This is a genomic window from Amycolatopsis sp. NPDC043887, assembly GCF_056435665.1.
This window is the reverse complement of record NZ_JBWKEB010000026.1, coordinates 17,461-43,405: the sequence shown is the minus strand read 5'-3', so window position 1 is coordinate 43,405 and position 25,945 is coordinate 17,461. Positions and strand designations below refer to the sequence as shown.

The 25,945-nt window shown below is 70.5% G+C and carries 26 protein-coding genes; 18 read left to right on the top strand and 8 right to left on the bottom strand.

Annotated elements, in window-relative coordinates:
• The first annotated feature begins 44 nt into the window (after positions 1–44).
• Together AC069H_RS40160 and AC069H_RS40155 are read left to right on the top strand one after the other, a co-directional pair.
• Positions 45–497, top strand: coding sequence for a carboxymuconolactone decarboxylase family protein (locus AC069H_RS40160; RefSeq protein ID WP_478235809.1), 453 nt, complete (start codon positions 45–47; stop codon positions 495–497).
• A gap of 91 nt (positions 498–588) precedes the next feature.
• A complete protein-coding gene (locus AC069H_RS40155; protein ID WP_478235808.1) occupies positions 589–1,761 on the top strand; it encodes an MFS transporter in 1,173 nt (390 codons plus the stop codon).
• A gap of 14 nt (positions 1,762–1,775) precedes the next feature.
• On the opposite strand, the gene AC069H_RS40150 is transcribed toward AC069H_RS40155, so the two are convergent.
• Positions 1,776–3,110 carry a cytochrome P450 gene (locus AC069H_RS40150; RefSeq protein WP_478235807.1) on the bottom strand — a complete coding sequence of 445 codons (1,335 nt, stop codon included), beginning with the start codon at positions 3,108–3,110 and terminating at the stop codon, positions 1,776–1,778.
• A gap of 131 nt (positions 3,111–3,241) precedes the next feature.
• Between AC069H_RS40150 and AC069H_RS40145 the strand changes: the two genes are divergently transcribed.
• From AC069H_RS40145 to AC069H_RS40135, 3 genes are all read left to right on the top strand, one after another.
• Positions 3,242–4,522, top strand: a complete 1,281-nt coding sequence (locus AC069H_RS40145; RefSeq protein ID WP_478235806.1) for a hemolysin family protein — start codon at positions 3,242–3,244, stop codon at positions 4,520–4,522.
• A gap of 63 nt (positions 4,523–4,585) precedes the next feature.
• A complete protein-coding gene (ilvD, locus tag AC069H_RS40140) occupies positions 4,586–6,265 on the top strand; it encodes a dihydroxy-acid dehydratase (protein ID WP_478235805.1) in 1,680 nt (559 codons plus the stop codon).
• Between the two features lie 182 nt (positions 6,266–6,447).
• A complete protein-coding gene (locus AC069H_RS40135) occupies positions 6,448–7,569 on the top strand; it encodes a helix-turn-helix domain-containing protein (protein ID WP_478235804.1) in 1,122 nt (373 codons plus the stop codon).
• A gap of 3 nt (positions 7,570–7,572) precedes the next feature.
• On the opposite strand, the gene AC069H_RS40130 is transcribed toward AC069H_RS40135, so the two are convergent.
• Positions 7,573–9,885 (bottom strand): LuxR C-terminal-related transcriptional regulator, encoded by a 2,313-nt coding sequence (locus AC069H_RS40130; RefSeq protein ID WP_478235803.1) that lies wholly within the window; start codon positions 9,883–9,885, stop codon positions 7,573–7,575.
• Positions 9,886–9,974: 89 nt separating this feature from the next.
• Positions 9,975–10,208, bottom strand: a complete 234-nt coding sequence (locus tag AC069H_RS40125) for a hypothetical protein (protein WP_478230338.1) — start codon at positions 10,206–10,208, stop codon at positions 9,975–9,977.
• Between the two features lie 158 nt (positions 10,209–10,366).
• On the opposite strand from AC069H_RS40125, the gene AC069H_RS40120 reads away from it, so the two are divergent.
• The 5 genes from AC069H_RS40120 (at position 10,367) to AC069H_RS40100 (ending at position 13,720) form a co-directional block, all read left to right on the top strand.
• Complete coding sequence (locus AC069H_RS40120) at positions 10,367–11,551, top strand: sensor histidine kinase (RefSeq protein ID WP_478235802.1); 1,185 nt, start codon at positions 10,367–10,369, stop codon at positions 11,549–11,551.
• A complete protein-coding gene (locus tag AC069H_RS40115) occupies positions 11,552–12,223 on the top strand; it encodes a response regulator (protein WP_478230336.1) in 672 nt (223 codons plus the stop codon).
• Positions 12,224–12,309: 86 nt separating this feature from the next.
• On the top strand, positions 12,310–12,885 hold the full coding sequence (locus AC069H_RS40110) for a dihydrofolate reductase family protein (protein ID WP_478235801.1): 576 nt from the start codon (positions 12,310–12,312) through the stop codon (positions 12,883–12,885).
• A gap of 48 nt (positions 12,886–12,933) precedes the next feature.
• The gene (locus tag AC069H_RS40105) at positions 12,934–13,191 is read left to right on the top strand and encodes an ATP-binding cassette domain-containing protein (RefSeq protein WP_478235800.1); all 258 of its coding nucleotides are present in this window, start codon (positions 12,934–12,936) and stop codon (positions 13,189–13,191) included.
• A complete protein-coding gene (locus tag AC069H_RS40100; RefSeq protein WP_478235799.1) occupies positions 13,112–13,720 on the top strand; it encodes an ATP-binding cassette domain-containing protein in 609 nt (202 codons plus the stop codon). The genes AC069H_RS40105 and AC069H_RS40100 overlap by 80 nt, the downstream gene beginning before the upstream one ends.
• A 38-nt stretch (positions 13,721–13,758) precedes the next feature.
• Here the strand turns inward: AC069H_RS40100 and AC069H_RS40095 are convergent, their stop codons facing one another.
• The gene (locus AC069H_RS40095; RefSeq protein WP_340682251.1) at positions 13,759–14,175 is read right to left on the bottom strand and encodes an ATP-binding protein; all 417 of its coding nucleotides are present in this window, start codon (positions 14,173–14,175) and stop codon (positions 13,759–13,761) included.
• Between the two features lie 151 nt (positions 14,176–14,326).
• Here AC069H_RS40095 and AC069H_RS40090 point away from each other — a divergent pair, with 151 nt between their 5' ends.
• Entirely contained in the window at positions 14,327–14,677 is a 351-nt protein-coding gene (locus tag AC069H_RS40090; RefSeq protein ID WP_340682250.1) for an STAS domain-containing protein, read from the top strand.
• Between the two features lie 12 nt (positions 14,678–14,689).
• Here the strand turns inward: AC069H_RS40090 and AC069H_RS40085 are convergent, their stop codons facing one another.
• The 3 genes from AC069H_RS40085 to AC069H_RS40075 form a co-directional block, all read right to left on the bottom strand.
• A complete protein-coding gene (locus AC069H_RS40085) occupies positions 14,690–15,130 on the bottom strand; it encodes an STAS domain-containing protein (protein ID WP_478235798.1) in 441 nt (146 codons plus the stop codon).
• A gap of 600 nt (positions 15,131–15,730) precedes the next feature.
• The gene (locus AC069H_RS40080; protein WP_478230331.1) at positions 15,731–15,943 is read right to left on the bottom strand and encodes a hypothetical protein; all 213 of its coding nucleotides are present in this window, start codon (positions 15,941–15,943) and stop codon (positions 15,731–15,733) included.
• A gap of 171 nt (positions 15,944–16,114) precedes the next feature.
• Complete coding sequence (locus AC069H_RS40075) at positions 16,115–17,101, bottom strand: LysR family transcriptional regulator (protein WP_478235797.1); 987 nt, start codon at positions 17,099–17,101, stop codon at positions 16,115–16,117.
• A gap of 91 nt (positions 17,102–17,192) precedes the next feature.
• On the opposite strand from AC069H_RS40075, the gene AC069H_RS40070 reads away from it, so the two are divergent.
• Positions 17,193–18,608 carry an aminopeptidase P family protein gene (locus tag AC069H_RS40070; RefSeq protein ID WP_478235796.1) on the top strand — a complete coding sequence of 472 codons (1,416 nt, stop codon included), beginning with the start codon at positions 17,193–17,195 and terminating at the stop codon, positions 18,606–18,608.
• Between the two features lie 420 nt (positions 18,609–19,028).
• On the opposite strand, the gene AC069H_RS40065 is transcribed toward AC069H_RS40070, so the two are convergent.
• Complete coding sequence (locus AC069H_RS40065) at positions 19,029–20,162, bottom strand: metalloprotease (RefSeq protein WP_478235795.1); 1,134 nt, start codon at positions 20,160–20,162, stop codon at positions 19,029–19,031.
• A 236-nt stretch (positions 20,163–20,398) separates the two neighbouring features.
• Here AC069H_RS40065 and AC069H_RS40060 point away from each other — a divergent pair, with 236 nt between their 5' ends.
• From AC069H_RS40060 to AC069H_RS40035, 6 genes are all read left to right on the top strand, one after another.
• Complete coding sequence (locus tag AC069H_RS40060) at positions 20,399–20,998, top strand: helix-turn-helix domain-containing protein (RefSeq protein ID WP_478235794.1); 600 nt, start codon at positions 20,399–20,401, stop codon at positions 20,996–20,998.
• Between the two features lie 78 nt (positions 20,999–21,076).
• Positions 21,077–22,240: an NAD(P)/FAD-dependent oxidoreductase gene (locus tag AC069H_RS40055; RefSeq protein ID WP_478235793.1), complete on the top strand. Its 1,164-nt coding sequence runs from the start codon at positions 21,077–21,079 to the stop codon at positions 22,238–22,240.
• A complete protein-coding gene (locus AC069H_RS40050) occupies positions 22,237–22,545 on the top strand; it encodes a (2Fe-2S)-binding protein (protein WP_478230325.1) in 309 nt (102 codons plus the stop codon). Before AC069H_RS40055 ends, AC069H_RS40050 begins: the two co-directional genes overlap by 4 nt.
• Positions 22,542–23,903: an FAD/NAD(P)-dependent oxidoreductase gene (locus tag AC069H_RS40045; RefSeq protein ID WP_478235792.1), complete on the top strand. Its 1,362-nt coding sequence runs from the start codon at positions 22,542–22,544 to the stop codon at positions 23,901–23,903. Before AC069H_RS40050 ends, AC069H_RS40045 begins: the two co-directional genes overlap by 4 nt.
• Positions 23,900–24,811 carry a dihydrodipicolinate synthase family protein gene (locus tag AC069H_RS40040; protein ID WP_478235791.1) on the top strand — a complete coding sequence of 304 codons (912 nt, stop codon included), beginning with the start codon at positions 23,900–23,902 and terminating at the stop codon, positions 24,809–24,811. The genes AC069H_RS40045 and AC069H_RS40040 overlap by 4 nt, the downstream gene beginning before the upstream one ends.
• Positions 24,812–25,813 carry a proline racemase family protein gene (locus AC069H_RS40035; RefSeq protein WP_478235790.1) on the top strand — a complete coding sequence of 334 codons (1,002 nt, stop codon included), beginning with the start codon at positions 24,812–24,814 and terminating at the stop codon, positions 25,811–25,813.
• Positions 25,814–25,945: the final 132 nt, after the last annotated feature.

Sequence of the window (25,945 nt, the reverse complement as noted above, 5' to 3'; positions counted from 1 at the left end):
AATGCACCATACCGTGGGTCACTTGCGCTTCTAGTGTCCTTGGCATGACCACAGTTCACATTCCCGAGCGGATGGATTTCTCCCACGTGGCCCCGCGAGTCTTCAAAGCCGTGCTGGCTCTGGACGCCGCGGCCCGCGCCGGTCTGGATCCGGTCCTCCTCGAACTCGTGCAGATTCGCGCGTCCCAGATCAACAGGTGCGCGTACTGCATCGACTACCACACCAACGACGCGCGCAAGGCAGGCGAAACCGAAGAGCGCGTCAACCAGCTGAACGCTTGGGAAGAGTCGAGCCTCTACACCGCGAAGGAGCGCGCGGCGCTCGCTCTCACCGAAGCCGTGACCCTGCTGCCACAAGGGGTTTCGGACGCGGTGTACGACCAGGCGGCTCTGCACTTCGAGGACGCGGAGCTCGCCCAGCTCATCGCGCTGATCTTCACGGTCAACGCCTGGAACCGGATGAACGTGACCACCCGCAAGACGCCGGGTACCGAATAGCCGCTCCCCGCACACGAAGGGCGATGGCCGCTCGCGCAGCCATCGCCCTTCGATGACTCCCCTCCGACCATGCTCTCGAAAGGCTGACCTCGTGACCGCCGCCGAAACCCTGCCCAGGAGCCACTCACCGGTCAAGGGCTGGCTCGCCGTCCTGGCCGTGACACTGGGCATCTTCGCCCTGATGACCTCCGAACTGCTGCCCGTCGGCCTGCTCACGCCGATCGGTTCGGCCTTGGACATCTCCCCGGGAACGGCGGGGCTGATGGTCACCGTGCCCGGTCTGGTCGCCGCGATTTCGGCGCCATTGGTGACCGTGGCCATCGGCAAGACCGATCGGCGGCTGGTGCTGGCGGTGCTGGTCGGTCTCGTGGGCGCGGCCAACCTGGCTTCCGCGTTCGCCACCGGCTTCGCGCTCGTTCTCGTCGCCCGCTTCCTGATCGGGATCAGCGTCGGCGGTTTCTGGGCCCTCGCCGGCGGTATCGCGCTGCGCCTGGTGCCCAAACACCACGTCGCGCGCGCCACCGCCGTCATCTTCGGCGGTGTCGAGACGGCATCGGTGCTGGGCGTGCCCGCCGGTACCCTGATCGGCGACCTCGGCGGCTGGCGGACGGCTTTCGCGACCGTGGGCGTCCTCGGCCTGATTTCCTTGGCCTGCATGGTCTTCCTGATGCCGAAGGTGGAGCCGGACCAGACGATCGCCTTCGCGGATCTGCCGCGGGTGTTCCGTTCGCACGCCGCGGTCCGCGCGGGTATCGCGATGACCTTCCTGGTCATCACCGGTCACTTCGTCGCCTACACCTTCGTGCGGCCGATCCTGCAGGAAGACGGCGTCGCGGACGGCATGATCGGTGTGGTGCTGCTGATCTTCGGAGTCGCGGGCATCTGCGGGAACTTCCTCGCCGGCGCGCTGATCGACCGGTACCTGCGGCAGACCGTGTGCGGGATCGGCGTGGTTCTCGCGACGGCCATGGCCGTGTTCGCCGTGACCGACAACGACACCTTCTCGGCCGCCGCGATCCTCGTCCTCTGGGGGCTGGGCTACGGCGCCGTCCCCGTCACCTTCCAGACCTGGATCCTCGCCGCCGCGCCGGATGCGACCGAGGCGGCTTCCTCGCTGTACGTGTCGGCGTTCAATTTGTCCATCGCCCTCGGCGCGCTCTTCGGTGGCTTGGCCGTCGACGCCATCGCCACCGTCAGTGTGCTGTGGATCGGCGGAGCACTGGTGCTGCTGGCGGTCCCGGTGGTGGGGCGGCGGAGAAGGTGAACGAAACGATCCGCTTACGCGAGCGCGGCGGGGAGCGTTTCGAAGCCGCGCAGGATCCGGGTCTCCCGCCGTCGCGCACCGTCGAGCAGCCGCAGGTCCGGGAAGCGCTCGAAGATCGACCGCAGCCCGATCTCGCCTTCCATCCTCGCCAGCGAAGCGCCGAGACAGTAGTGCCGCCCCGCGCCGAACGACACGTGATCCCGCGCGTTCGCCCGCTCGACGTCGAAGGTGGCGGGGTCGTCGAAGATCTCCGGGTCCCGGTTGGCGCCCGCGAGCACGGTGGTGACGATCGCGCCGCGCTCGATGCGGGCACCGCCGATCTCGGTGTCCCGCGCGGACAGCCTGCCGGTCAGCAGAACCGGCGGGTCGTAGCGGAGGATCTCGTCGACGGCGTTGCTCCACAGGTCCGGATCCGCCCGCAGTTTCGCGAGTTCACCCGGGTGCCGGGTGAGCAGGGCGATGCCGTTGCCGAGGAGGTTGACGGTCGTTTCGAAGCCGGCCGCCAGGACCAGTCCGGCGGTGGCCTTGAGTTCCCGCTCGGTCAGGCCCACTCCGTCCTCGCGCGCGGCGATCAGCTTGCTGAGCAGGTTGTCGCCGGGGTTCCTCCGCAGTTTCTCCAGATGCACGGTGAGCCATGAGTCGAACTCGGCCAGCGTCGCCTCCACCGTGCGGAAGGTCCGCCACGGCAGGCCGAGGTCGAGGCTCGGGGCCGCCGCGCCGCCCAGCGCGAGCACCTTGTCGCGTTCCTCCGAGGGGACGCCGAGGATCTGGCTGATCACGGTGACCGGCAAGAGCCCGCAGTAGTGCTCGATGAGATCGACGGGGTTCGCCGGATCGAGGCCGTCGAGCAGTTCGTCGGTGATCGCCTGGGTGCGCTCGCGCAGCTGCTCGACCGCACGGGCGGTGAAGACGCGGGTGACCAGCTTCCGGTAGCGCGTGTGGTCGGGCGGTTCGCTGGCGAGCAGCGACGGCGGCTCGATCGGATGGATGAGGCCGGACGCCGACCACGCGACCAGCTTGTTGAGCAGCGGGTTGTCCGGGACGAACCGCACGGTCTTGAACGCGTCGCTGGTCAGCACCTCTTTGCACGCCGAATGCCGGGTGCTGACATGGCCGACCCGGGTGGTGGCGATGGCGCCGTGCGAGCGGATTTCGTCGAACAGCACGCTCAGATCCGCTCCGCCGCTCGCCTCGACGGACAGCCTGCCCTGGAGGTCGCCCCGGCGTGCCGCGGCCCGCAGGGCGACCCGGGGGATGGCGTGACCGATGCCCCAGCGGGTGACCGGTTTGGCGATCGCCACCGCCTTGTGCCGGAAGGTCCGTGCGGGAGCGGTCTTGAGTGCGAACATCAGGACTCCGTCCGTGCGAGTTCCCCTTCGAAGGTATCGGAACGACGTGTCAGTAGCCAGCGGCTCCGATTTCTGCGGACGCGACTTCCGCTCGGTAATGTTCTGCACTTCGGGCGGGCCGGGGAGTGCTTGTGGGCGGCTACGGGTTCGACATCGCGCTGGTCGCGGTGCTGGTGGTGCTCAACGCGGTGTTCGCGGGCAGTGAGATGGCGCTGATCTCGTTGCGCGAGGGGCAGTTGCGGGCGTTGGAGCGCGACGGTCGCGCGGCCGGCCGCACGCTGGTGCGGCTGGCGCGCGACCCGAACCGTTTCCTGGCGACGATCCAGATCGGCATCACGCTCGCCGGTTTCCTCGCTTCGGCGACGGCGGCGGTGTCGCTCGCGCAACCCCTGGTGCCGTTGCTGGATTTCCTCGGCGACGCGGCCGGGGCGGTGGCCGTCGCGCTGGTGACGATGGTCCTCACCTTCCTGACCCTGGTACTCGGGGAACTGGCGCCGAAACGGCTCGCCATGCGGAACGCGTTGCGGTGGGCGTTGCTGGTGGCGCGTCCGCTGAATCTGTTGTCGGCGATCTCGAGACCTGTGGTGTGGGCGCTGAGCGTGTCGACGAACTTCGTCGTGCGGGTGCTGGGCGGCCGGGGGGAAGCCGATCCGGATCAGATGTCGCCCGAGGAACTGAGGGAACTGGTCTCGGCGCAACGCGGCCTGAACACCGAGCAGCGCATGATCATCAACGGCGCCTTGGAGATCCACGAGCGACGGCTGCGGGAGGTGCTCGTCCCTCGCCGGGCGGTGCTGACGCTCGCGGCCGAGCAGGACATCGAGTCGGCGCGGAGGCAGCTGGCCGAGTCCGGCCATTCCCGGGCGCCAGTCGCCCGCGGCGGCCACCTGGACGACGTCGTCGGTGTCGTGCGGCTGCGTGATCTGCTCGGCGACCACGAAGACCTCGCCGAGGCCGTCCGGCCGGCGGTCGTGTTCCCCGATTCGCTGCGGGTCTCGGACGCGCTGCGGAGGTTCAAGGCCGAGCGGGAGCAGATGGCGCTCGTCGTCGACGAACACGGCGCCGTCGCGGGCATGGTCACACTGGAGGACCTGCTGGAGGAGATCGTCGGCGAGATCTACGACGAGACCGACCGCGACGTGCTGGCCGTCCGCGACGGTACGGACGGTTCCCTGGTCCTGCCCGGCACCTTCCCGGTGCACGACCTCGTCGACGTCGGCGTCGAGCTGCGCGACGCCCCGCCGGGGGAGTACGCGACGATCGCGGGACTGATCCTCGTGATCCTCGGCCGGATCCCGGAGAAGCCGGGCGACCGGGTGACGGTGTCCGGCTGGACCGTCGAGGTGCTCGGCGTGGAGCATCACGCGATCACGCGGGTGGCGCTGCACCGTGGAGCGAACACGGAGCGGTGAGTTGCGCCGGGCGCGCCGGGTTGGCAGCGTGCCCGGTGTCCCGCCACGAAGAAGGGTGTCCCGATGCCGCAAGACCAGCCGGATTTGAAACCTCGTTCGCGCGACGTGACCGACGGCCTGGAGCGTGCGGCGGCCCGCGGCATGCTCCGCGCGGTCGGGATGGGCGACGACGACTTCGCCAAACCGCAGATCGGCGTGGCGTCCTCGTGGAACGAGATCACGCCGTGCAACCTGTCGCTCGACCGGCTGGCCAAGGCGGTCAAGAACGGCGTGCACGCGGCAGGCGGCTATCCGCTGGAGTTCGGCACGATCTCGGTGTCCGACGGCATTTCCATGGGCCACGAGGGCATGCACTTCTCGCTGGTGTCCCGCGAGGTGATCGCGGATTCGGTCGAGACGGTGATGATGGCCGAGCGGCTGGACGGCTCCGTGCTGCTGGCGGGCTGCGACAAATCCCTGCCGGGCATGCTCATGGCGGCGGCCCGGCTCGATCTCGCTTCCGTTTTCCTTTACGCGGGCTCGATCATGCCCGGCCAGGTGGACGGCCAGGACGTCACGATCATCGACGCTTTCGAAGCTGTCGGCGCTTGCCTGGCGGGGAAGATCAGCCGCGCCGAAGTGGACAGGATCGAACGCGCGATCTGTCCCGGCGAAGGTGCCTGCGGCGGGATGTACACCGCCAACACGATGGCGTCGGTCGCCGAGGCGCTCGGCATGTCGCTGCCAGGGTCGGCCGCTCCGCCCGCCGTCGACAGGCGTCGTGACGGGTTCGCCCACCGGTCGGGGGAGGCCGTCGTCGGGATGCTCCGCCAGGGCATCACCGCGCGCCAGATCATGACCATGGAAGCGTTCGAGAACGCCATCGCCGTCGTGATGGCGCTGGGCGGTTCGACCAACGCCGTCCTCCACCTGCTCGCGATCGCGCGCGAGGCGGAGGTCGACCTGCGCATCGACGACTTCAACCGGATCGGGGACAAGGTCCCGCACCTCGGCGACCTCAAGCCGTTCGGGAAGTACGTGATGAACGACGTCGACAAGGTCGGCGGCATCCCCGTGGTGATGAAGGCGCTGCTCGACGCCGGGCTCATGCACGGCGACGTGCTCACCGTGACCGGCAGGACCATGGCCGAGAACCTCGAAGGCATCGCCCCCGCCGGGGTCGACGGCGAGATCATCCGCCCGCTCGACCGGCCGATCCACAAGACCGGCGGGCTGACCATCCTCAAGGGATCGCTGGCACCCGAAGGCGCGGTCGTGAAGTCGGCGGGCTTCGACGAATCGACGTTCACCGGCACCGCGCGGGTGTTCGACGGCGAGCGAGCCGCTCTCGACGCGCTCGCGGACGGCCGGATCGTCGCCGGGGACGTCGTCGTCATCCGGTACGAAGGGCCCAAGGGCGGGCCGGGGATGCGGGAGATGCTCGCCATCACCGGCGCGATCAAGGGCGCCGGACTCGGGAAAGACGTCCTGCTCATCACCGACGGCCGGTTCAGCGGCGGCACGACCGGGCTGTGCGTCGGCCACATCGCCCCGGAAGCCGTCGACGCCGGGCCGATCGCGTTCGTACGGGACGGCGACCCGATCACCCTCGACGTCGCGAACCGGACACTCGAAGTCGAGATCGACGACATCGAGGCGCGGAAGGAAGGCTGGGCCCCCAAGCCGCCGGCGTACACCCGCGGAGTGCTCGGCAAGTACGCCAAGGTCGTCCGCAGTGCCGCGCACGGAGCCGTTTGCGAGTAGGCGCCACTGCGCGTGAAGGCCCCCTTCCCCTTGGCTGAGCCGAGGGAAGGGGGCCTTCACGCGCTTCACGAACGGGTGATGCGTAGGCCGGAGAGACGCGAGTACGTAATTCACCCGATGTGCCCCGCTACTCCGGAGTAGCAGACTCGGCGGCCCGACGATTCCCGCTGCTCCGGAGGTCGATGATGACCCTGACCGCGTCCCATGCCCCAGCCCGCACCGCCGCCCTCGTGATCGCCCGCGTGGTCGTCGACGGGATCCGGCATTCGCTGCCGGAGCACGCGCCGCTGTTCGACGCGCGCGCCACGGAGTTCGTCGCCTCGGTACTGGAACACGACGGGATGAACCTGGGCATCGCGGCCGGTGCGGACGCCTTCCGCCAGGTCGGCGTCGCCGAGTACGCGGCGGGCAAGGACCTGGAACGGCTCACCCGCGCCTACCACTCCGCGGGCCGGTGCGCCCTGCCCGCGCTGGCCTCGCTGTCGCGGCAGCCCGGGGCCGGGTCGGCCCTGATGGACACCGGGGTGGAGGCCCTGCTCCGCTGCGCGGACGTCCTGATCCGGCTGTCCACCGCCGCCTACCGCGCGGCGCGCACTCCTTCGGTCGCCGAACTGCGGCAAGACCTGCTGAAGGAGATCTTGAGCGGCCGCCCGCCGTCGAAATGGGCGGGCCTCGCGGCGGAGGCGGGCTGGGTGCCGCCCGCCCGGGTGGTGGCCGTCGCCGCGGAGCCCGGCGCGGTCCGCGCCTCGTTCGGCCCGGAGGTGCTGGCCGACCTCACCAGCGAGTACCCGCACCTGCTCGTGCCGGACGACGTCGAGATCGGTGGCGTGCCGGCGGGGACGCGGGCGGCGGTCGGGCCCGCGGTCGCGCCCGCCGAAGCCGCGGTGTCCCTGCGGTGGGCGCGCCGGACCCTCGAGCTGGTCCGGCGTGAGGTGATCGAGGACGGCCCGCTCGTGCGCTGGTCGGACCACCTGACCACGCACTGGCTTTTCGCCGACGAGGTGCTGACCACCGCGCTCGTCACGCGCAGCCTCGCCCCGATCGACGGCCTGCCCGCGAACGAGCGCGCCAAACTCGCCGAAACCCTCGACGCCATGCTGTCGGCCCGCGGCGGGGCACCCGAGATCGCGGACAACCTCGGCGTCCACCCGCAGACGGTCCGCAACCGCCTGCGCCGCCTCCGCGTCCTGTTCGGCGCCCGGCTCGACGACCCGGAGGCGCGGCTGGACCTGAGGATCGCCTTGCGCGCTGAGCTGCTCACGCCCGAACCGGGTCGGCAGGCGACTCCGATGAGGGTGGCCTGAGCGTCAGGCGGATTCCGCGGACCGGGTCACCCACGTGGCGACCTGGACGCGGTTGGAGTAGCCGAGTTTGGTGAGGATGTGGTCGATATGGGTGTCCACCGTCCGCCGGGCGATGCCGAGCCGGTCGGCGATCTCCTGGTTCGTCAGCCCCTCGGCGATCACGTGCGCGATCTCGGTCTCGCGTTTCGTGAGCACCCCTGCGGCCTGCTTCCGCAGTTCGGGGGACCGTTCTTCGAGGGCGTACCCGATGGCGTCGGCGATGGGCATCGCGGCGCCGTCGGTGAACTCCTTGATCGCGACTTCCCAGCCCAGCGCGGCCGTCACGGCCTCGGTGTCGGCCTGCAACGGCTCGGTGAACGCCTCGTACCGCGTCGGCCAGGCGCCCACCGTGCGCCAGACGTCCATCGCGGCACCCTGCAGGATCGCGGCCCGGTTGGGCCGTCCGGTGCGGGCGGCGCAGCCGGCCAGCACGGTGAGCGTGAACCCGACGACGACGCGGTCGTCCACCCGGGCGTGCAGGCGCAGGACCTGCTCGCAGCAGCGGCTCGCCACCGCGAGGTCACCCTGGAGGTACTCGGCGGCGGCGCGCGACCACAGTGCCCAGCCCCGCCAGAAGACCTCGCCCCGCCGCTCGCAGCGCTCGACGGCTTCCGCGAGCACCGCCCGGCCGCGGTCGATGTCGCCGTTCAGCCAGATGGCCAGCCCGTGGTTGTAACTCGCCCAGAGGTCCGCGCCTTCGTCGCCGTGGGCGCGGAACAGGTCGATGGCCGTGCCGAAGAGGCGTGACGCCTCGGCCATGTCGTTGCCGATCAGCGCGGCGTAGGCGCGGACGTGGAGCACGTACGCGGCGGCGAGCTCGTCGCCGCTGGACTCGGCTTCGGCGGCCGCCCTCTCCAGCATGCGGCGGTGAGCGGGCAGGTCTCCCTGCACCAGGGCCAGGAAACCGGAGAGCCACAGCACGTGCGCCCGCTCCGGAACACCCGGCGCCGCGGCCTCGTCGAGACGGCGGACCCAGATCCGGCCTTCGGTGTTCAGGCCGCGGACGATCCAGAACTCCTTGACGTCGCGCAGCATCCGCAGCCCGATGATCGCGTCTTCGGGGTCGCCGGTGCAGTAGTCGAGGGCGACGCGAAGGTTCGCGTGTTCGCGCCGCAGCCGTCCGATCCAGCCGAGCTGATCGGTCTCCAGCCATTCGGTGGCGTACCGGCCGGCGAGCTCGGCGAACCAGTCCCGGTGCCGTTTCCGGAACTCCACCGTCCCGCCTGTCTCGGTGAGCCTGTCGACGCCGTACTCGCGCACCGATTCCAGCATGCGGTACCGCACGCCGCCGGGGTATTCCTCGCGCAGCAGGATGGACTTGTCGAGCAGCCCGTCGACGACTTCGAGGACCCGTTCGCGCGGCAGTTCGCCGCCGGAACAGACCTGTTCGGCGGCGTCGAGGTCGAAGCTGCCGGAGAACACCGACGCACGCGCCCACAGCAGCCGTTCGGGCCCGGTGCACAGGTCGTGGCTCCAGTCGATCAGGGCCCGCATGGTTTCGTGCCGCTCCGGCCGCCCTCGCCGGTCCTTCGTGAGCACGGAGAACTGCCGGTCGAGGCGGTCGGCCAGCTGACGCACGGACAGCGCCCGCGCGCGGACGGCGGCCAGCTCGATGGCCAGCGGCAGCCCGTCGAGCCTGCGGCACAGCCGGATCAGCGGTTCGGTGTCCTCGTCGGTGAGCCGGAACGACGGCGCGACCGCGGTCGCGCGGTCCACGAACAGCCGCACGGATTCGTCGTTCATCACGCGCTCGAAGGACTCGCCCTGTTCCGGGATCGCCAGCGGCGGCACCGGCAGGACACGTTCGCCCGCCACGCCGAGGGACTGCCTGCTCGTGGCCAGCACGGTCACCTGGGGGCAGGCTCGGACGACGGTGTCGGCGAACCAGGCGCAGCTGTCGACCAGATGCTCACAGTTGTCCAGCACCAGCAGCAACCGGCTCGCCTGAAGCGCCTCGACGACCACCTCGATGGCCGGTTTCGCCGAGCGGTCGCCGAAACCGAGGACGTTCGCCACGGTCGGCACGAGCAACGCCGGTTCCCGCAGCTCGGCCAGCGACACGAACGCGACCTCGTCGGCGGTCGCCTCGCGGTGGGCCGCGGCGACCCGCCACGCCAGCCGCGTCTTGCCCACGCCACCCGGCCCGGTCAGCGTGACCAGCGACGACGCCTCCAGCAGGCGCCGCGCTTCACCGGTTTCGGCATCGCGGCCCACGTAGCTGGTCACTTCGGTGGGATCGGCAGACCACCCCGCGAGTGAGCCAACTCCGTCCGCCATGCATTCTCCCGCTATCGACCAGACCCGCGAGTTCCGTCCGATGTAGACGGAAATCGCCCGGCTGCGGATACTAGCGGACCGGCGTCCTCCTAGCGGGAAGCTTGCTTCCCGCGATCATGGGCCCAGCCCGCCAGTACCGTTCCCGCGGCCACGAGCAGCAGGAACACGATCAACCTGCCGCTCCAGTCACCGGGTACCCAGTCGAACGCGCCCCACAACTGGGTCGCGGAATGATCGAACAGGCTGCGGATGGCGGCCTGCGCGAAGACGGCGATGGCCACCATCCCGACGATCTGCAGCCCCAGATAGCCGCCCTTGGTCATGCTTCCTACCTCCTGGTTCACGGTCGGGCCCCAGCATCGCCGCCGCGGGGCCGGGCGCACATCGGCAGCGCGTCGCACTTCGCGTCCGACCAAAGTCGAGCCCCGGGTCGTCCTGTGTCCGGCTGCGCCGCCGCGAGCGGGTCGACCATGATGGGCCCGTGATCACCGACGCCGGCGCCCAGCCGCCCCTCAGTCCGTGGGGACAGGCCTGGCGCCTGCTCGCCGCGGCCGGACTGGGCGTGCTGCTCTGGCTCGTCACGGCGTCGCAAGTTCCGGTGGGCGCGACGGGGTCGAGGGTCGACTGGATGATCACCGGTGATCCGCTGATCGCGCTCGCCTGCTTGACCGCCCTGCTGTGGCGCCGCCGCTTCCCGGTCGTGATCACGATCGCGGTCATCCTCGCATCGACGGTCTCGGTATTGGCGGGCGGCGCGTCGTTGCTGGCGCTCTGCTCGCTGGCCGCCCGGCGGCGACCGGCCGAAACGGCGGTCGCGGCGGTGTTGTCGGTGATCACGGCGGTGCTGACCGCCGACCTGTACCCGCAGCGCGAGGTGCCCGGACCGCTGTGGCTGGTGATCAGCCTCCCCACCTTGATGGTGGGCATCGTGGTGGCCGTGGGCGCCGCGATCGGAGCGCGCCGGGAGGAGGTCCGCTCCCTGCGCGAACGGGTCGAAAGCGTGGAGCGGGAGCAGGCCGCGCGGGCGGCCGAGGCGCGGATCATGGAGCGGCACCGGATCGCCCGCGAGATGCACGACGTCCTCGCGCACCGCGTCTCGCTGGTCGCGATGCAGGCCGGGGTGCTCGGGCATCGTCCGGATCTGCCCGCCGACCAGGTCGCGGAACTGGCCCGCGGGATCGCCGACGGCTCCCATCAGGCGCTGGAAGAGCTGCGGGACGTCCTCGGCGTGCTACGGGCCAGCCCGGATGAGGTGGAGCCCCCGCAGCCTTCGCTCGCCGACCTGTCGGCGCTGGTCGCGGACGCGCGGGCGCTGGGACTGGACGTCACCTTGACGACCACGATCTCGGGCGAGCCGCCCGACGCGATCGCGAGGACCGTCTACCGGGTCGTCCAGGAAGGCCTGACCAACGCGGGCAAACACGCGCCGGGTGCGAGAGTGGCCGTCACCGTCGAGGGGGAAGCGGGGGACGGCGTGCGGGCGACGATCCGGGATTCCGGCGCGGCGCGGGCGGTCGCGGGGCCGCCCGCCTCGGGTTTCGGGCTGCTCGGCCTCTCCGAGCGGGTCGGACTGGCAGGCGGCGAGCTGGACCACCACGCGGAACCTGGCGGCGGGTTCGTCCTCGCCGCGCGGTTGCCGTGGCCGGTCCGCGAAGGGAGCGAGTGAATGGGCAACGAGCGGGTGCGGGTCGTGCTCGTCGACGACGAACACCTGGTGCGGATGGCGCTGCGGCTCATCGTCGACGGCGAACCCGACCTCGTCGTGGTCGGCGAGGCCGCCGACGGCGACGCGGCGGTGACCGTGGTGGGGGAGCAGCGGCCCGACGTCGTCCTGATGGACGTCCGGATGCCCGGGCGCGACGGCCTCAGCGCGACCGAGGAGATTCTCCGGCTCCCGGAACCGCCCCGCGTCCTGGTGCTCACGACGTTCGACTCCGACGAAATGGTGCTGGGCGCGCTGCGCGTCGGCGCGCTCGGGTTCCTCCTCAAGGACACGCCGCCGCCCCGGATGCTCGCGGCGATCCGGACGGTCGCGACCGGCGAACCCGCGCTCTCGCCCGCCGCGACGTCCCGGCTGATCGCCGCGGCCACCGGGCCGCACTCGTCCGACGCGCGCCGGGCGTCCCGGGAAACCGCCCGCGGGTTGCTGGCGACGCTGACCGACCGCGAACGCGAGACCGCGAACGCCATCGCCGAGGGCCTGTCCAACACCGATGTCGCGCGGAGACTGGACATCACCGTCGCCACGGTGAAGGCGCACACGAGCAGCATGCTCGCGAAACTCGGCGTCGAGAACCGGGTGCAGATCGCCTTGCTCGTGCGCGACGCGGACGGCTGAAAATTTTTCTGGCGCGGTGTCGAATCCGGCGTTCCCCGGTCGACGCAGTGTCGGAAGCAGGTTGAAACAACCCAAGGAGAAACCAGATGCGCACCCTGATCGCCACCGCGTTCGTCTCGCTCGACGGCGTCGTCGAAGGGCCCGGCGGGGAGCCGGGCTACCGCAATTCCGGCTGGACCTTCGACGGTATCGAGTTCGACGAAGCCGCCTACGAGCTCAAGGGGCGTGAGCAGGGCGAGGCGACCGCGATGATGATGGGCCGGGTCAGTTACCAGGCGTTCGCGCCGGTGTGGCCAGGCATGACCGAGGAGTTCGCCGAGTACAACGCGATGCCGAAGTACGTCGTCTCGACCACCCTGCGGGACGAGGACCTCGTCGGCAACTGGGGCGAGACCACGATCCTGCGTTCGCTCGACGACGTCGCGAAGCTCAAGGAGACCGAGGGCGGGCCGATCATCATCCACGGCAGCGCGGAACTGAACCGGAACCTCGCCGACGCCGGGCTGATCGACCGCTACCACCTGCTGCTGTTCCCGGTCCTGCTCGGCGCGGGCAAGAAGATGTTCGGCGACACCGACAAGGACAAGCAGAACCTCAAGCTCGTCGAGAGCGAGGCCTACGGCAACGGCGTCCAGAAGCTGGTCTACGACGTCATCCGATGATCGGACCCCAGGCGGGCGCCTGGCACGTGTCCTGCGATCATGAACCGCGTGAACAAGCCCGTCTTCGTGCAGCCGAACCTCGACGGACCGGCGGTGGAGCTGTCCGGGGTCGAGGTCCACGTGGGTCGCGTGCCGCTGGTGTCGGACGTCGACTGGCGGGTGGACTACGGCCGGCGCTGGGTCGTCCTCGGCCGCAACGGGGCCGGGAAGTCGACCATTCTTTTCGGTGGCCGCGACCCAGCGGTTCCCCAGCGCGGGGACGGCCGTCGTGCTCGGCCATCGCATGGGCGCGGTCGACCTGCGTGACGTGCGGACGCATATCGGCTTCGTCGGCGCGAACCAGCGGCTGCCGGACGCGGAGAACCACGACGCGCACACCGTGGTGCTCACCGGGTTCAGCGGAAGCGTGCTGCCGCTGTGGGATCGCTACGACGACGCGGTCCGGGACAGGGCGTCGAAACTGCTCGAACTGGTCGGCTGCACCGAACTGCGCGACCGGCCGGTGCGCGTCTGCTCGCAGGGCGAACGCGCCCGGGTCCGGCTCGCCAGGGCCCTCATGGCCGACCCGCTGCTGCTCCTGCTGGACGAGCCGTTCGCCGGTCTCGACCTGCCCGGCCGCGAGGATCTCCTGATGGCGCTGGAAAACCTGACTTTGGCCCAGCCGGAGCTCGCGACGGTCACGCACGCGCTGATGGTGCGCCGCGGCAAGGTCACCGGCGCGGGGCCGATCGACGAGGTCCTCACCGGCGAAGGGCTCTCCGCCTGTTACGAACGGGACGTCGAGGTCCACCGCATCAACGGGCGCTGGGCCGCGCACGTGGTGCGACGTTCGTGAAGACGCTCGTCACCTTGCCCTTCCGCCTGACACCCGTGTCAGGCGGAAGGGCAAGGCCAGGCGAGCCGGACGATGGTCCCGGTCGGCGTGCTCGTCACCGTCGCCTCCGGCGCGAAGGCGCGGATGATCGGCAGGCCGCGTCCGCCGTCCGGGCGGCCTCCGTCGCGCCAGCGGCCCTCGTCGGCGACGCTGATCCTGAGGTGACCGTCGCCGTGGGCGGCGGTCACCTTCATGACGTTGTCGTCGGTGCCGTCGGGGTAAGCGTGCTTGACGACGTTCGTCATCGCTTCGTAGGCGGTGAGCTTGAGATCTTCGGCCAGTTCCCGGGGAAGACCCCGTTCGAGTGCCCATTTCGCCAGGACGTCCCGTAGCGCGGCTGCCTGGGCGGCGACGGCGGCGACCTCGAGGACCAGCTCGTCGGTGCCGTCGCGCACCGGCTCGTCGATCGGTATCACGAAGCTTCTCCTCGTCGTCCGCCGCGGTCCACGACCGCCTGATCCATCGACAAGGCTAAGGCACCGCCGGGGATCGGGACACGAGTGTCGCGCGAGCGGGCGCTGTCATCCGATATGTTCGGAGTATTCGGGTACCGATCACGAGGGGTGGATGACGGTGACGAGCGGAGACGGCGAAAACCTGGAAGTTCCGTTCTCGGTGACCGTCGCCAGGCCGGATGGCGCCGAGGTCGTCATCGCGGTGGCGGGGGAGATCGATCTGACGACCTCCGAAGATCTCAAGGAGACGTTCGAGAACGCGCTGGAGCCCGCGCCGGGCAGGCTCGTCGTCGATCTCGAAGGTGTGGAGTTCTGCGATTCCACCGGTTTGGCGACCCTGGTCAGGATCAACGACCGGTGCAGTACCCAGGGGGTCGACCTGAGTTTCCTGCCGTCGCCCACGATCCGGCGGCTGGCCTCGAAGACTGGACTCTCCACGCTCCTGCCGCTCGCCGGATCCTGAGCGGCAGGCGGCTCAGCGGTTCGGCACTTCGAGGAGTGCGTGGTCGAGGTGCCGGTACACGGGGACATGGCTGTCGACGCCGAACAGGTGCAGCAGGCGCAGTACCGGCCGGGCGTCCGTGACCACCCCGGTCGTGCGGTGTTCGGAGCGGGCGCGGGCCGCGGCGGATTCGATGATCCGTAACCCGGCGACGCCGAGGAAGCCGACCTCGGTGAGGTCGAGCACCGTCGCGGCCGGGAGCCTGCCCCGAAGCGCGCGCTCCAGCCGTCCCGCGGTGGCGAGATCGATCTCCCCGGCCGCGGCGACTACGAGCAGGTCTTCGTTCCACCGGATCCGCTTTACCCGCAACAGGTTCTCGGCCGAAGGACGCGGCGGCGGAACGGCGGGCCGGGCAGCGGCGCTGAAGGCGGGGCCGTCGCGGCTGCTCCGCGTGAAAGGAATACGTTCGGTCATGATGCTGTCTCCCGGATAGCCGGGACGAGACGACAACGGGTAAGCCTGCACAACGGCTGCGCAAGTCAACTCGCCGCCGCGTCGCCCTGTGACAAGGTGCTGGGCCGCGGACATGCGGGTCGTTCGTGCGGGCTGGTGGACTCAACCTCACGTGCTTCTCACCGTACGCCGTTCACCGCACCTGGCAAGGCCGTCTGGGGTGAACGGCGGGATACATGGCCGTGCATGGTCACTCGCGAAGTGCGTTTTCCCAGGCGAGACCCCATTTTCGAGCGGGTGCGACGCGTCGAGGAGCCGTTCGCCCAAAGGTGTCAGGCGGTAGCCTTCCCCGCCGGTCTCGCCGAGGCGGGTGGCGAGCACGCTCGAAGACATGAGTTCGCAGCGGCGCCGCGGCTCGCGGAAGCCGACGTCGCCCTGGCGGAGTTCCCAGATCACCGCAGGTCCATCGGCGTCCCATCAGGTCGAGCGCGGCCATGAGCGGACGGCGACTCCCGGCATCCTGTCTGGTCCGAGCGGCACCGTGCGCTGACCCGCGCCGTCGACGAACTCCACGACACCGCAACGGTTTTCGGCGAGACGTGGGCTGTCCGTATCCGGCCGTCAGGGGCGGTGCGAATCGATTTCCCTGGTGTCGCCCCGTTCTCGTTTCGAGGACTTCCAGGCGGCGAGAACACACAGAAGTGCCGCCGCGAAGCCGGCGGCGGTGAGTGTCCCGGCCCAGACGGCGCCGGTGCTGGCGAGAAGGTAGAGCTGGACCACGGCGGTGCACGCGTAGACGACCGCCAGACCCAGCCACAGCCGTTGCGGCATCATCCCCCCGTCTCCGTTCGCTCGATACGGGGTCAATCGCGGCGAGGCGGGATCGGGTTACAGGCTGTTCGAAAGCGGCCGTTCCTGGTGGCGGGCTCAGCCAGGGCAAGATCCTCCGGCACGCGTTGCGAAAGTGGCTTTCGCAACACCCTCTCGCCTGGTCCCGCGACCCGCTCACGCACCGTCCACGCGGAAGAAGTCCACCAGCCCGTCCCAAGACCGGGAACTCCGCCGCCGCTCCCACCAGGTCCGGAACGGGGTCGATGCCATGGCGTGCCGCGTGTACGACGTCATCACCGCGCGGTACACGTTTTCCGCCTGGTCCCACGTCAGCCGTTCCTTGCGCCACGCAAGCACGAGCCGCATCCGCATGGGGTCGCCCTTCAGCGGCCGGACGACCATGCCGGGCAGTTCGGGCGCGGTGGGTTCGACGAGTTGCACCGCCTGCCCGGCGGCGATCAGGTGCCGTCCGCCGCCGTTGGGGCATTCGAACCGGATCCGCGGCGTGAACCCGGCGCGATGCGTCGCCGCGCGCAGCGACGTCAGCGAGCCGTCTTCGGGGCCGGGCGGCCCGATCCACGCTTCGCCGGCGAGCTCGGCGAGGTCCACTTCGAACCCGCCGGCGAGCCGGTGCTGGGCGGGAAGACCGATGAACACGGGCACCCACGAGAACAGCACCCGGTGCCCGAGGTGTTTCGCCAGCGGCACTTCCTGGTCGTCGGACATGGCGATGACGGCGATGTCGAGCGTCGCGCGGGCCAGGGCCTGAGCCAGCACCGCGCTGGAGGGTTCCACGTGGACGGTCACGTCCAGCCCCGGCAGCGCGTCGTCCAGCCGTTCGACAAAGGTGGGCAGACAGTCCATTTGGGACGATCCGAGCCGGACCGGACCGTCGCCGAGCGCGCCGAGGAGATCGCTCTCGAACCGGTCGAACTCCACGAGCAGGGTCAACGCCCGGCGCAACGTCTGCTCGCCGACCTGGGTCGGGGTCACGCCGGTGTGGCTGCGGACGAACAGCGGCGCGCCGATCTGCCGTTCGAGCCGCTGGAGCAGTGAGGTCAGCGACGGCTGGGACATGCCCAGTGCGGCGGCCGCCTGCGAGAGGCTGCCCGCTTCGGCGATGGCGCAGATCGCCCGCAGGTGCCGGATCTCCAGGGCCATAGGCGGAGTCTATCGCCGCCGGTCATTACGGCCCGGCCGTTCGCGGTGCGAAGGTGCGGCCAGAACCGTGACTACCTGAAAGGGGGAGCCGATGACCGGCGACCGAACCCGGCCGGATCTGCGCGCGCTGCTGGCCGCCAAGGGGTTCCGGAACTGGATCAGCGACGGCTGGGAGCCGGCCGACGACGTCGTCGAGGTGCCGGCGGGTACCGCCGAGGCGGCCGCGGCCCATCGCGGCAGGCTGTCGGCGGAACTGCCCGGTCAGCGGATCGCGCTCGCGGCGGGCCGTGCCGTGGTGCGGTCCAACGACACCTTCCACGGCTTCCGCGCCGACAGCGACTTCGTCTGGCTCACCGGGTGCCGGCGTGAGGGCGCGATCCTCGTGATGACCCCGGCAGGGGACAGCCACCACGCCACGCTGTACGTCCCGCGACCGGCCGAGGCGCACGAGCCCGACTTCGTGGGCGACGCCGACACCAGCCCGCTGTGGGTCGGCTCCGCCGCCGGACCGGCCGCGTACGAGGGTGCGCTCGGCATCGAGTGCCGTCCGCTGGAGGACCTCCCGCACGGCTTGCGCGGGCGGAACCCGAGCTTCCTGGTCGGCGCCGGGGTCGATCCCGCGCTCGACGCGTACGGCTTCGGCCACAGCGAACGGCTCCGGACCGTCCTCGCGGAGCTCCGCCGGATCAAGGACGACTGGGAGATCGGCCAGTTGCGCGCCGCCGTCGACGCCACGGCCCTCGGGTTCGCCGACGTGCTGGCCGCGCTTCCCGAGGCGGTCCGCGGGGGCGGGGAACGCTGGCTTCAGGGCACCTTCGACCGCCGTGCCCGTACCGAGGGAACCGGACCCGGCTACACCTCCATCGTGGCGGCCGGGCCGCACGCGCCGATATTGCACTGGACGCGCTGCGACGGGCAGGTCACCGAGGACAGTCTCCTGCTGCTCGACGCCGGCGTCGAGGTGGATTCCTTGTACACGGCGGACATCACCCGCACCTTCCCGGTCGGCGGGGAGTTCACCGAGGCGCAGCGCGACGTCTACGACCTGGTGCACAAGGCGCATGTCGCGGCGTTGGGCGAGGTCCGACCCGGCCAGGACTACGGCGCGTTCCAGGCGACGGCTCTGCGCGTGCTCGCGGAGGGGTTGCACGATTGGGGCCTGCTCCCGGTGTCGGTGGACGAAGCGCTGTCGCCGGACGGGCAGCAGCACCGCCGGTACATCGTCTGCGGTACCGGCCATTTCCTCGGGCTGGACGTCCACGACTGCGCCGCCGCCCATCCGTCCACGTACCGCGAGGGCACGCTCGCCGAGGGGATGGCGCTGGCGGTGGAGCCCGGTCTGTACTTCCACGCCGGCGACCGCACCGTGCCGCCGGAGCTGCGCGGCCTCGGCGTCCGGATCGAGGACGACGTCGTGGTCACCGGATCGGGGTACGACCTGCTCTCCGGCGGTTTCCCTTCCACCGCCGACGAGATCACCGCCTGGGTCCAGGCAGCCAGGGGCTGAAGGACGGACGAGGGGTAAGGCAAAGGTGGCGTGAGCCGAGTCAGTGGTGGAGTAGGGCGCCAAGGAGGCCGGCAAGCTCTTGACCGTCCACAAGGGACGCCGGTCGGGCAGTAGTATCCGTTTTGGGTACTTTGCGCGGGGGTCGTGAGTGGCAATGTGCGTTCTAACCATCATTGCCACTCACGACCCCTCTCGAAAACCGCACATATAGCCACTAATCAGACTTTTCGCCGCTCAAATGTGTCCCTTGTGGACACTCAACGCACGGCCGGCTCTCGTGGCCAGTCCGGAACCACGCCGCGAAGGCCGCCTTCTCTGCCTTGACCCAGCGAAGGGTCCTTCACCGCAGAGGCTCGGTCACGCCACATTTGACTTGCCCCTCACCGGAGGGCCGGACTTAGGTCCGGCCTTCACCTACCGTCAGTACCGGATGGTGTGTCCGGCGAGGATCCGCTCGGCGGCGCCGGTCGTGGACAGACCCGCCGCGGGCCGGTCTTCGGTGAAGTACTCACGGAAGTCCTGGCTGAAGTGGCGGGTCATCAGCGCGATCGTGCGGTTCCAGTTCCCGCCGTCCGGCCCGTCCGGCGCCCACAGGTCCAGCAGCGACGAGCCGACCCTGCCCTGCACGGTGTCGCCGTCGTCCCAGCCAGGAGTCGAAGCGTCGTTTTCGAAGCTGTACGAGGTGCCGTTGTCGTAGACGTAGCGGTAGTCGCCGAGCGCGTAGGCCGCGACGGCGTCGGCGAAGCCTTCGGTCCACGCGCACGATTCCGAGCTGTGTTTCTCGATGTAGTGCGGGTTGCAGCCGTCGACCACGGGGAAATCACGACCGTAGAGCTGCCACTGCAGCCAATGCCCGGCCTCGTGGAGGATGAGGTGCTTCGAGTCGGGCATCGTCGCGCCGAGGAAGACATAGTTCGTGTTCGGGTAGTCCCAGTAGCCGCCCTCGGCGACCTTCGGATCCCAGACGAAGGTGATCCGGTCGCAGCGCCCGTCGGACTGCCGGGCCGTCCAGCACGACGAAGCCGGGTTGGCGCGTTTCCAGTACAAGACGTTGAGGGTGTCCACGACCTTCCACGCCCGTTGCAGCGTCGACGGCACCTTCACCGTGCCGAGGTCCTGGGTGCCGGACACGTTCGTGCGGTGTGCCGAGTCGAACGTGTAGTCGGTGGTGTTGTTCGCCGCCTTGACGACCCGCCACATCGAGGTGCTGCTCGACCGGAACCGCACGTACGCCTCGGTGAGTGACGCGGTGTGGCAGGCGGTGAACCGGCCGTCGGACGCACCGGTGATACCCGCCGCGAGCCGGGTCGTCGTGCCGGAACCGGTGCGGCCCCACAGTTCCCAGTTCGCGTTCCGGGCAACCTGCGTGCGCAGGGGCTTGCTGGTACCCGCTTCGGCGTCGAGATGGTCGAAGGCGAGCGTGCCGGTGAGACAGGCGTTCGTGGCCGCCGTCGCCGGCACGGTGGACACGGCCGCGGTCAGCCCGAGGGTCGTGATGAGCACCGCGCCGAACGCTCGAAGTCGTCGGCCGGCGGATCTGCGGATCAGCTGCACGGGAATCTCCTCGCTGGAGGGAAACGACGGTGCGCCCGTGACCCTGTGTCGACGGTGACACACCGGTTGGTGAAGGAGTTTCATCGCGGCCGGCGCCGCCCACCATCGCGCCGTCCCATCGGCCGCGGCTATGCCCTCCCCGCCACGGGGCGTGTCATGATGTCCGCGAACTCGATCGGCAAAGCGAACGATTCGCCCATCCGGTCGTACGGTTTGACGAACGACAGGGAGCAGCGATGGAGGACGAGACGCCCTCGATCCGGGACATGCTGGCGGTCAACCTGCGCGCGGCCAGGGCGGCGAGGGGCATCTCGCTGTCGGAGCTCTCACGGCGGTCAGGCATCGGCAAGGCGACGCTGTCGCAATTGGAGTCCGGCGGCGGCAATCCGACCATCGAGACCGTCTTCAGCCTGTCCAGGGTGCTGGAGGTGGCGATCTCCGACCTGCTCGACCACCGGGCGGGCGGTGCGCTCACCGTGGTGCGCGGCGCCGACGTCGAGGTGCTCAGCGGTGAGGGAGTGGATCTCCGGCCACTGCGGCGGATCGAGACCGGCGACGGCGTCTTCGAGGTGTACGACCAGGTGGTGCGCGGGGACGCGCCACAGCGTTCGCAGGGGCATGTCGGGGTCGAGCACACCATCGTGCAGACCGGATCGCTGCTGGTCGAGGTGGCGGGCCGGACCGTCGAGGTCGGCCCGGGCGATTACGTCGCCTTCGACGCCCGCGAGCCGCATTGCTACACCGCTTCGGAGGGGCCGGTGCATTCGGTCCTGCTGCTGCAGTACCGCGCCGACGAACGGCTCGACGGAAGGCCGCATCCGGTGCTGAAGGGCTGACCGCGCCCGAAGTATTGACACCCGTCCGGGGCGGAACCTACTCTCCGATCGTTCGCTTTACCGAACACTGGAGGGTCGATGAACCGAACGCGCGTGGTCGTTCTCGGCGCGGGCATCGTCGGCGCCGCGTGCGCCCGTGAGCTGAGCCGGGCGGGCTTCGACGTCGTGGTCGTGGATCGCGGCCGTCCCGCCGGGGGAACCACTTCGCACGGCGAGGGCAACATCCTCGTCTCCGACAAGGGGCCCGGCGCGGAACTCGAACTCGCGAAGCTTTCGACCGCGTTGTGGCCCCAGGTGGTCGCCGAGATCGCCGACGAGGACGTGCGCGCAGCTTCGGCGATCGAATACGACCCCAAGGGCGGCATCGTCGTCGCCACCACGGACGACGGAGCCCACGCTCTCACCGCCTTCGCCGCGTCGCAGGCCGGCGTTCGCGCGGAACCGTTGTCCCCCAAGGAACTCGCCGAAGCGGAGCCCGCTCTGACCCGTGAGGTGGCCGCGGCGTTCCACTACCCGGAGGACGCGCAAGTCCAGCCCGCTGGAGCGGCGCTGGCCCTGCTGGGCTCCGCGCTGCGCCACGGCGCGCGGCTGCGCTCCGACACCGAGGTCGTCGGCGCGACCGTCCACAACGGACGGATCACCGGCGTGCGCGTGCCCGGTGAGGTCGTCGAGGCGGACGTCGTCGTGAACGCCGCGGGCCCCTGGGCCGGTCAGGTGTCGGCGCGTCTCGGCGCCGCGATCACGGTCCGCCCTCGCCGGGGCGAGGTACTGGTGACCACTCCGATGCCCGGCGTCGTCCGGCACAAGGTCTACGACGCCGATTACGTCGGCGCGGTCGGTGCCGATTCGAGTGAGTTGCAGACCTCCGCCGTCGTCGAGTCGACCTGGGGCGGCACCGTGCTGATCGGCTCGTCACGCCGCCGGGTGGATTTCGACGACGCGATCCGCCCGGACGTGCTGAGCGCCATCGCGGTCAAGGCACTGCGCCTGTTCCCGGCGCTCGCCGACGTCGCGATCATGCGCGCGTACGGCGGATTCCGGCCCTACGTCGATGATCACCTCCCGGTGCTCGGCGAGGATCCGCGGCTGGGGAATCTCTGGCACGCCACCGGGCACGAGGGCGCCGGGATCGGGCTGAGCGTCGGCACCGCGCGGTTGCTGCGCGAACTGCTCACCGGAGCGGAGCCGGCGATGCCGGTCGAGGAGTTCACTGTGGACCGTCCGGCCGTGGTGGCGGCATGAGCGGGTGGCTCCTGCCGCGCGACCGCGACCCGGTGGGCCGGACCGATCGGCCGATCCGGATCACCGTCGACGGCGAACCCGTGACCGGGATCGCGGGCCAGAGCGTGGCGGGGATGCTGCTCGCCGCGGGATGGACCTCCTGGCGGAGAACGCGTTCCGGGGCTCCGCGCGGTGTGTTCTGCGGTATCGGCGCGTGTTTCGACTGCCTGCTCACGGTGAACGACGTGCCCGACGTCCGCGCGTGCCGCCGCCCGGCGGCCGACGGGGACGAAATCCGCACCCAGTCCCGGGAGGAGAACGCGTGAACGTGGTGATCGTCGGCGCCGGGCCCGCCGGGCTCGCGGCGGCCGAGCACGCGCTGCGGGCCGGTGCCCAGGTCACGGTGCTGGACCAGGCGGACACTCCCGGCGGCCAGTACCACCGGATGCTCCCCGAGGCGTACGCGGCGCGGTACCCGGAGCGGGTCCAGCACGGGCGGGCGGAATTCGGCCGGCGCCGCAGGGTACTCGCGCATCCGCGATGTCACTGGTGGCCAGGCTCCACCGTCTGGGCGTTCGACCGTGCGGAGAAGTCGGTGCACATCCTGCGGGGACAGTCCGACGGAGGTGGACGGCGGCGGCTGACCCTCGTCCCGGACGCGCTGATCCTGGCGACCGGCGCGCACGACCGCACCCTGCCGTTCCCCGGCTGGGAACTGCCCGGCGTGTACACCGCGGGCGCGGCACAGGCGTTGGCGAAGGGGGAGCGGGTCGCGATCGGCGAGCGGGTCCTCGTCGCCGGGGCCGGGCCGTTCCTGCTGCCGGTCGCGGAAGCGTTGCTGGGCGTCGGGGCCGAGGTGGTCGCGGTGCTGGAGGCGAACCCGTTCTCGACCGTCCGGAAAGGATGGTCGTCCCGTCCGTGGCGCCTGGCCGCCCACGCCGGGAAGGCCGGCGAGTTGGCTCGATACGCCGCGACGCTGGCCCGGCACCGGGTCCCGTACCGGCTGGGGCGGGCCGTGATCGAGGCTCGCGGAGTGGACCGCGTCCGCGAGGTCGTGACCGCGCGGGTCCGCGCCGACTGGTCGATCGTCCCCGGCACCGAGCGGATCTACGAGGTCGACGCGGTCTGCGTCGGCCACGGCTTCGTCCCGCAGCCGGAACTGGCCGTCGCCGCCGGCTGTGCCCTGGTTGACGGGTTCGTGCGGGTCGACGCCGCGCAACGGACCACAGTGGACGGTGTCTTCGCCGCGGGAGAGATCACCGGGATCGGCGGCGCGGTCACCGCCGCGGCCGAGGGAGCGGTGGCCGGGTGCGTCGCAGCCGGGGGCGAGCCGTCGCCGGAGCTGATCCGCGCCCGCGACCGGGCCCTCGCGTTCGCCGAACGCCTCGCCACGGCCCACCCGATCGGTGCGGCCTGGCGAAGCTGGCTGCGCGAAGACACGATCGTCTGCCGCTGTGAGGAAACGACGTACGGCGAACTGACGCGCGCGGCCGAAGACACGGTCTGCTCCGGCCCGCACGCACTGAAACTCGGCACCCGGGCCGGCCTCGGCCCATGCCAGGGCCGCATCTGTGGTCCGACCGTGTCCGAACTCCGCGGTGGCACCGAACGGCACCACCGCCCGATCGTCCAGCCGATCCGGCTGGGCGAACTCGCCGCCCGAACCGAAGGAGAACCTGAATGAGCACCCCCGACCTCGGCGGCGTCGTCGTCGCGACCGCCCTCCCGTACCGGGCGGACGCGTCGGCCCCCGCCGGGCTGGCCGTGGACTACGACGCCTACGCCGCGCACTGCCGGTGGCTGGTCGACAACGGCTGCCGGGGCGTCGGCCCGAACGGCTCGCTCGGTGAATACTCGTCGCTGACCGACGAGGAACGCCGTCGCGTCGCCCGCACCGCGATCGAAACCGTCGGTGAGGACGGGATCGTCGTCGTCGGCGTGCACGGCCCCGGAGCGCACCAGGCCAAGTACTGGGCCGAGGTCGCCGCCGAGGACGGTGCCGACGGCCTGCTGTGCCTGCCGCCCACGATGTACCGCGCGAACCGCGGCGAGGTGCTCGCGCATTTCGAAGCGGTGGCGTCGGTCGGGCTGCCGGTGATGGTCTACAACAACCCCATCGACACCAAGGTCGACCTCATGCCCGCCCTGCTCGCCGAGATCGCGCGGATCGACAACGTGGTCGCGGTCAAGGAGTTCTCCGGCGACGTCCGGCGGGTGCTGGAGATCCGCGAGCGGGCACCGGGACTGGACGTGATCAGCGGCGCCGACGACGTCGTGCTGGAAAGCCTGCTGATGGGCGCGACAGGCTGGTTCGCCGGGTTCCCCAACGTGTTCCCCGCCGAGTCGGTGCGCCTGTTCGACCTGGCGCGGTCCGGAAAACTCGAAGAGGCCAGGGCGCTTTACGAGCCGCTGGTGGCCGCCTTCCGCTGGGACTCGCGCACCGAGTTCGTCCAGGCCATCAAACTCGGAATGGACCTCGTCGGCCGCTACGGCGGGCCGTGCCGTCCGCCGCGGGGGCCGCTGACCGAGGAACACCGCGAGCAGGTCACCGCCGACATGCGCCGCGCGCTCGCCTCGCTGGGGGTGGAGTAGGTGCGGTCGATCCGGTCGATCACCGCCGTCGACTCGCATACCGAGGGCATGCCGACCCGGGTGGTGACCGGTGGGGTCGGCGTCATCCCCGGCGATACGATGGCCGAACGCCGCCGGTACTTCATGGAGCACCTGGACCACCTGCGGCAGTTCCTGATGAACGAGCCGCGCGGTCACTCGGCGATGAGCGGCGCGATCCTGCAGCCGCCCGCCAGGCCGGACGCAGACTGGGGCGTGGTGTACATCGAGGTGTCCGGCTGCCTGCCGATGTGCGGGCACGGCACGATCGGCGTGGCGACCGTGCTGGTGGAGACCGGCATGGTCGAGGTGAGCGAACCGAAGACCGTGGTACGACTGGACACCCCGGCCGGGCTCGTGCACGCCGAGGTCGAAGTCCGGGACGGCCGCGCGGTCCGCGTCAAGCTCCGCAACATCGCGTCCTTCCTCGCCGAGCGAGACGCCGTGGTCGAAGTGCCCGGCCTCGGCGAGGTGCGTTACGACCTCGCCTACGGCGGCAACTTCTATGCCATCCTCGAACTGTCCCAAGTGGACATCCCGTTCGACCGGGCGGCGAAGGACCGGATCCTCGCCGCCGGGCTGGACATCATGGCGGCGATCAATGACCAGCGTCCGCCGAAGCATCCCGCCGATCCGCTGATCGGCGGCTGCAAGCACGTCCAGTTCCTCGCGCCGGGGTCGGATGCTCGCGCTTCGCGGAACGCGATGGCGATCCACCCGGGCTGGTTCGACCGGTCGCCTTGCGGCACCGGCACTTCGGCGCGGATGGCCCAGCTTCACGCTCGCGGCGAACTGCCGCTGCACACGCCGTTCGAGAACAGCTCGTTCATCGGCACCAGCTTCACCGGGGAACTCGTCGCCGAGACCACCGTCGGCGGCGTTCCCGCCGTGGTGCCGGAGTTCTCCGGACGTGCCTGGATCACCGGCAACGCCACCTATCTGCTCGACCCGGACGACCCGTTCCCCGCGGGCTTCGTCCTCTGAGGTTGGCGGCGCGCGCCGGTCCGTGAAGGCCTCCTTGCCTACCCTGAGAGTAGCGAAGGGGCCCTTCACCACCCGGCGGCGTGGTCCCTGGCGACATCGAGACGGTTCGGAAGCCGTAGCTGCGGCCCCCGT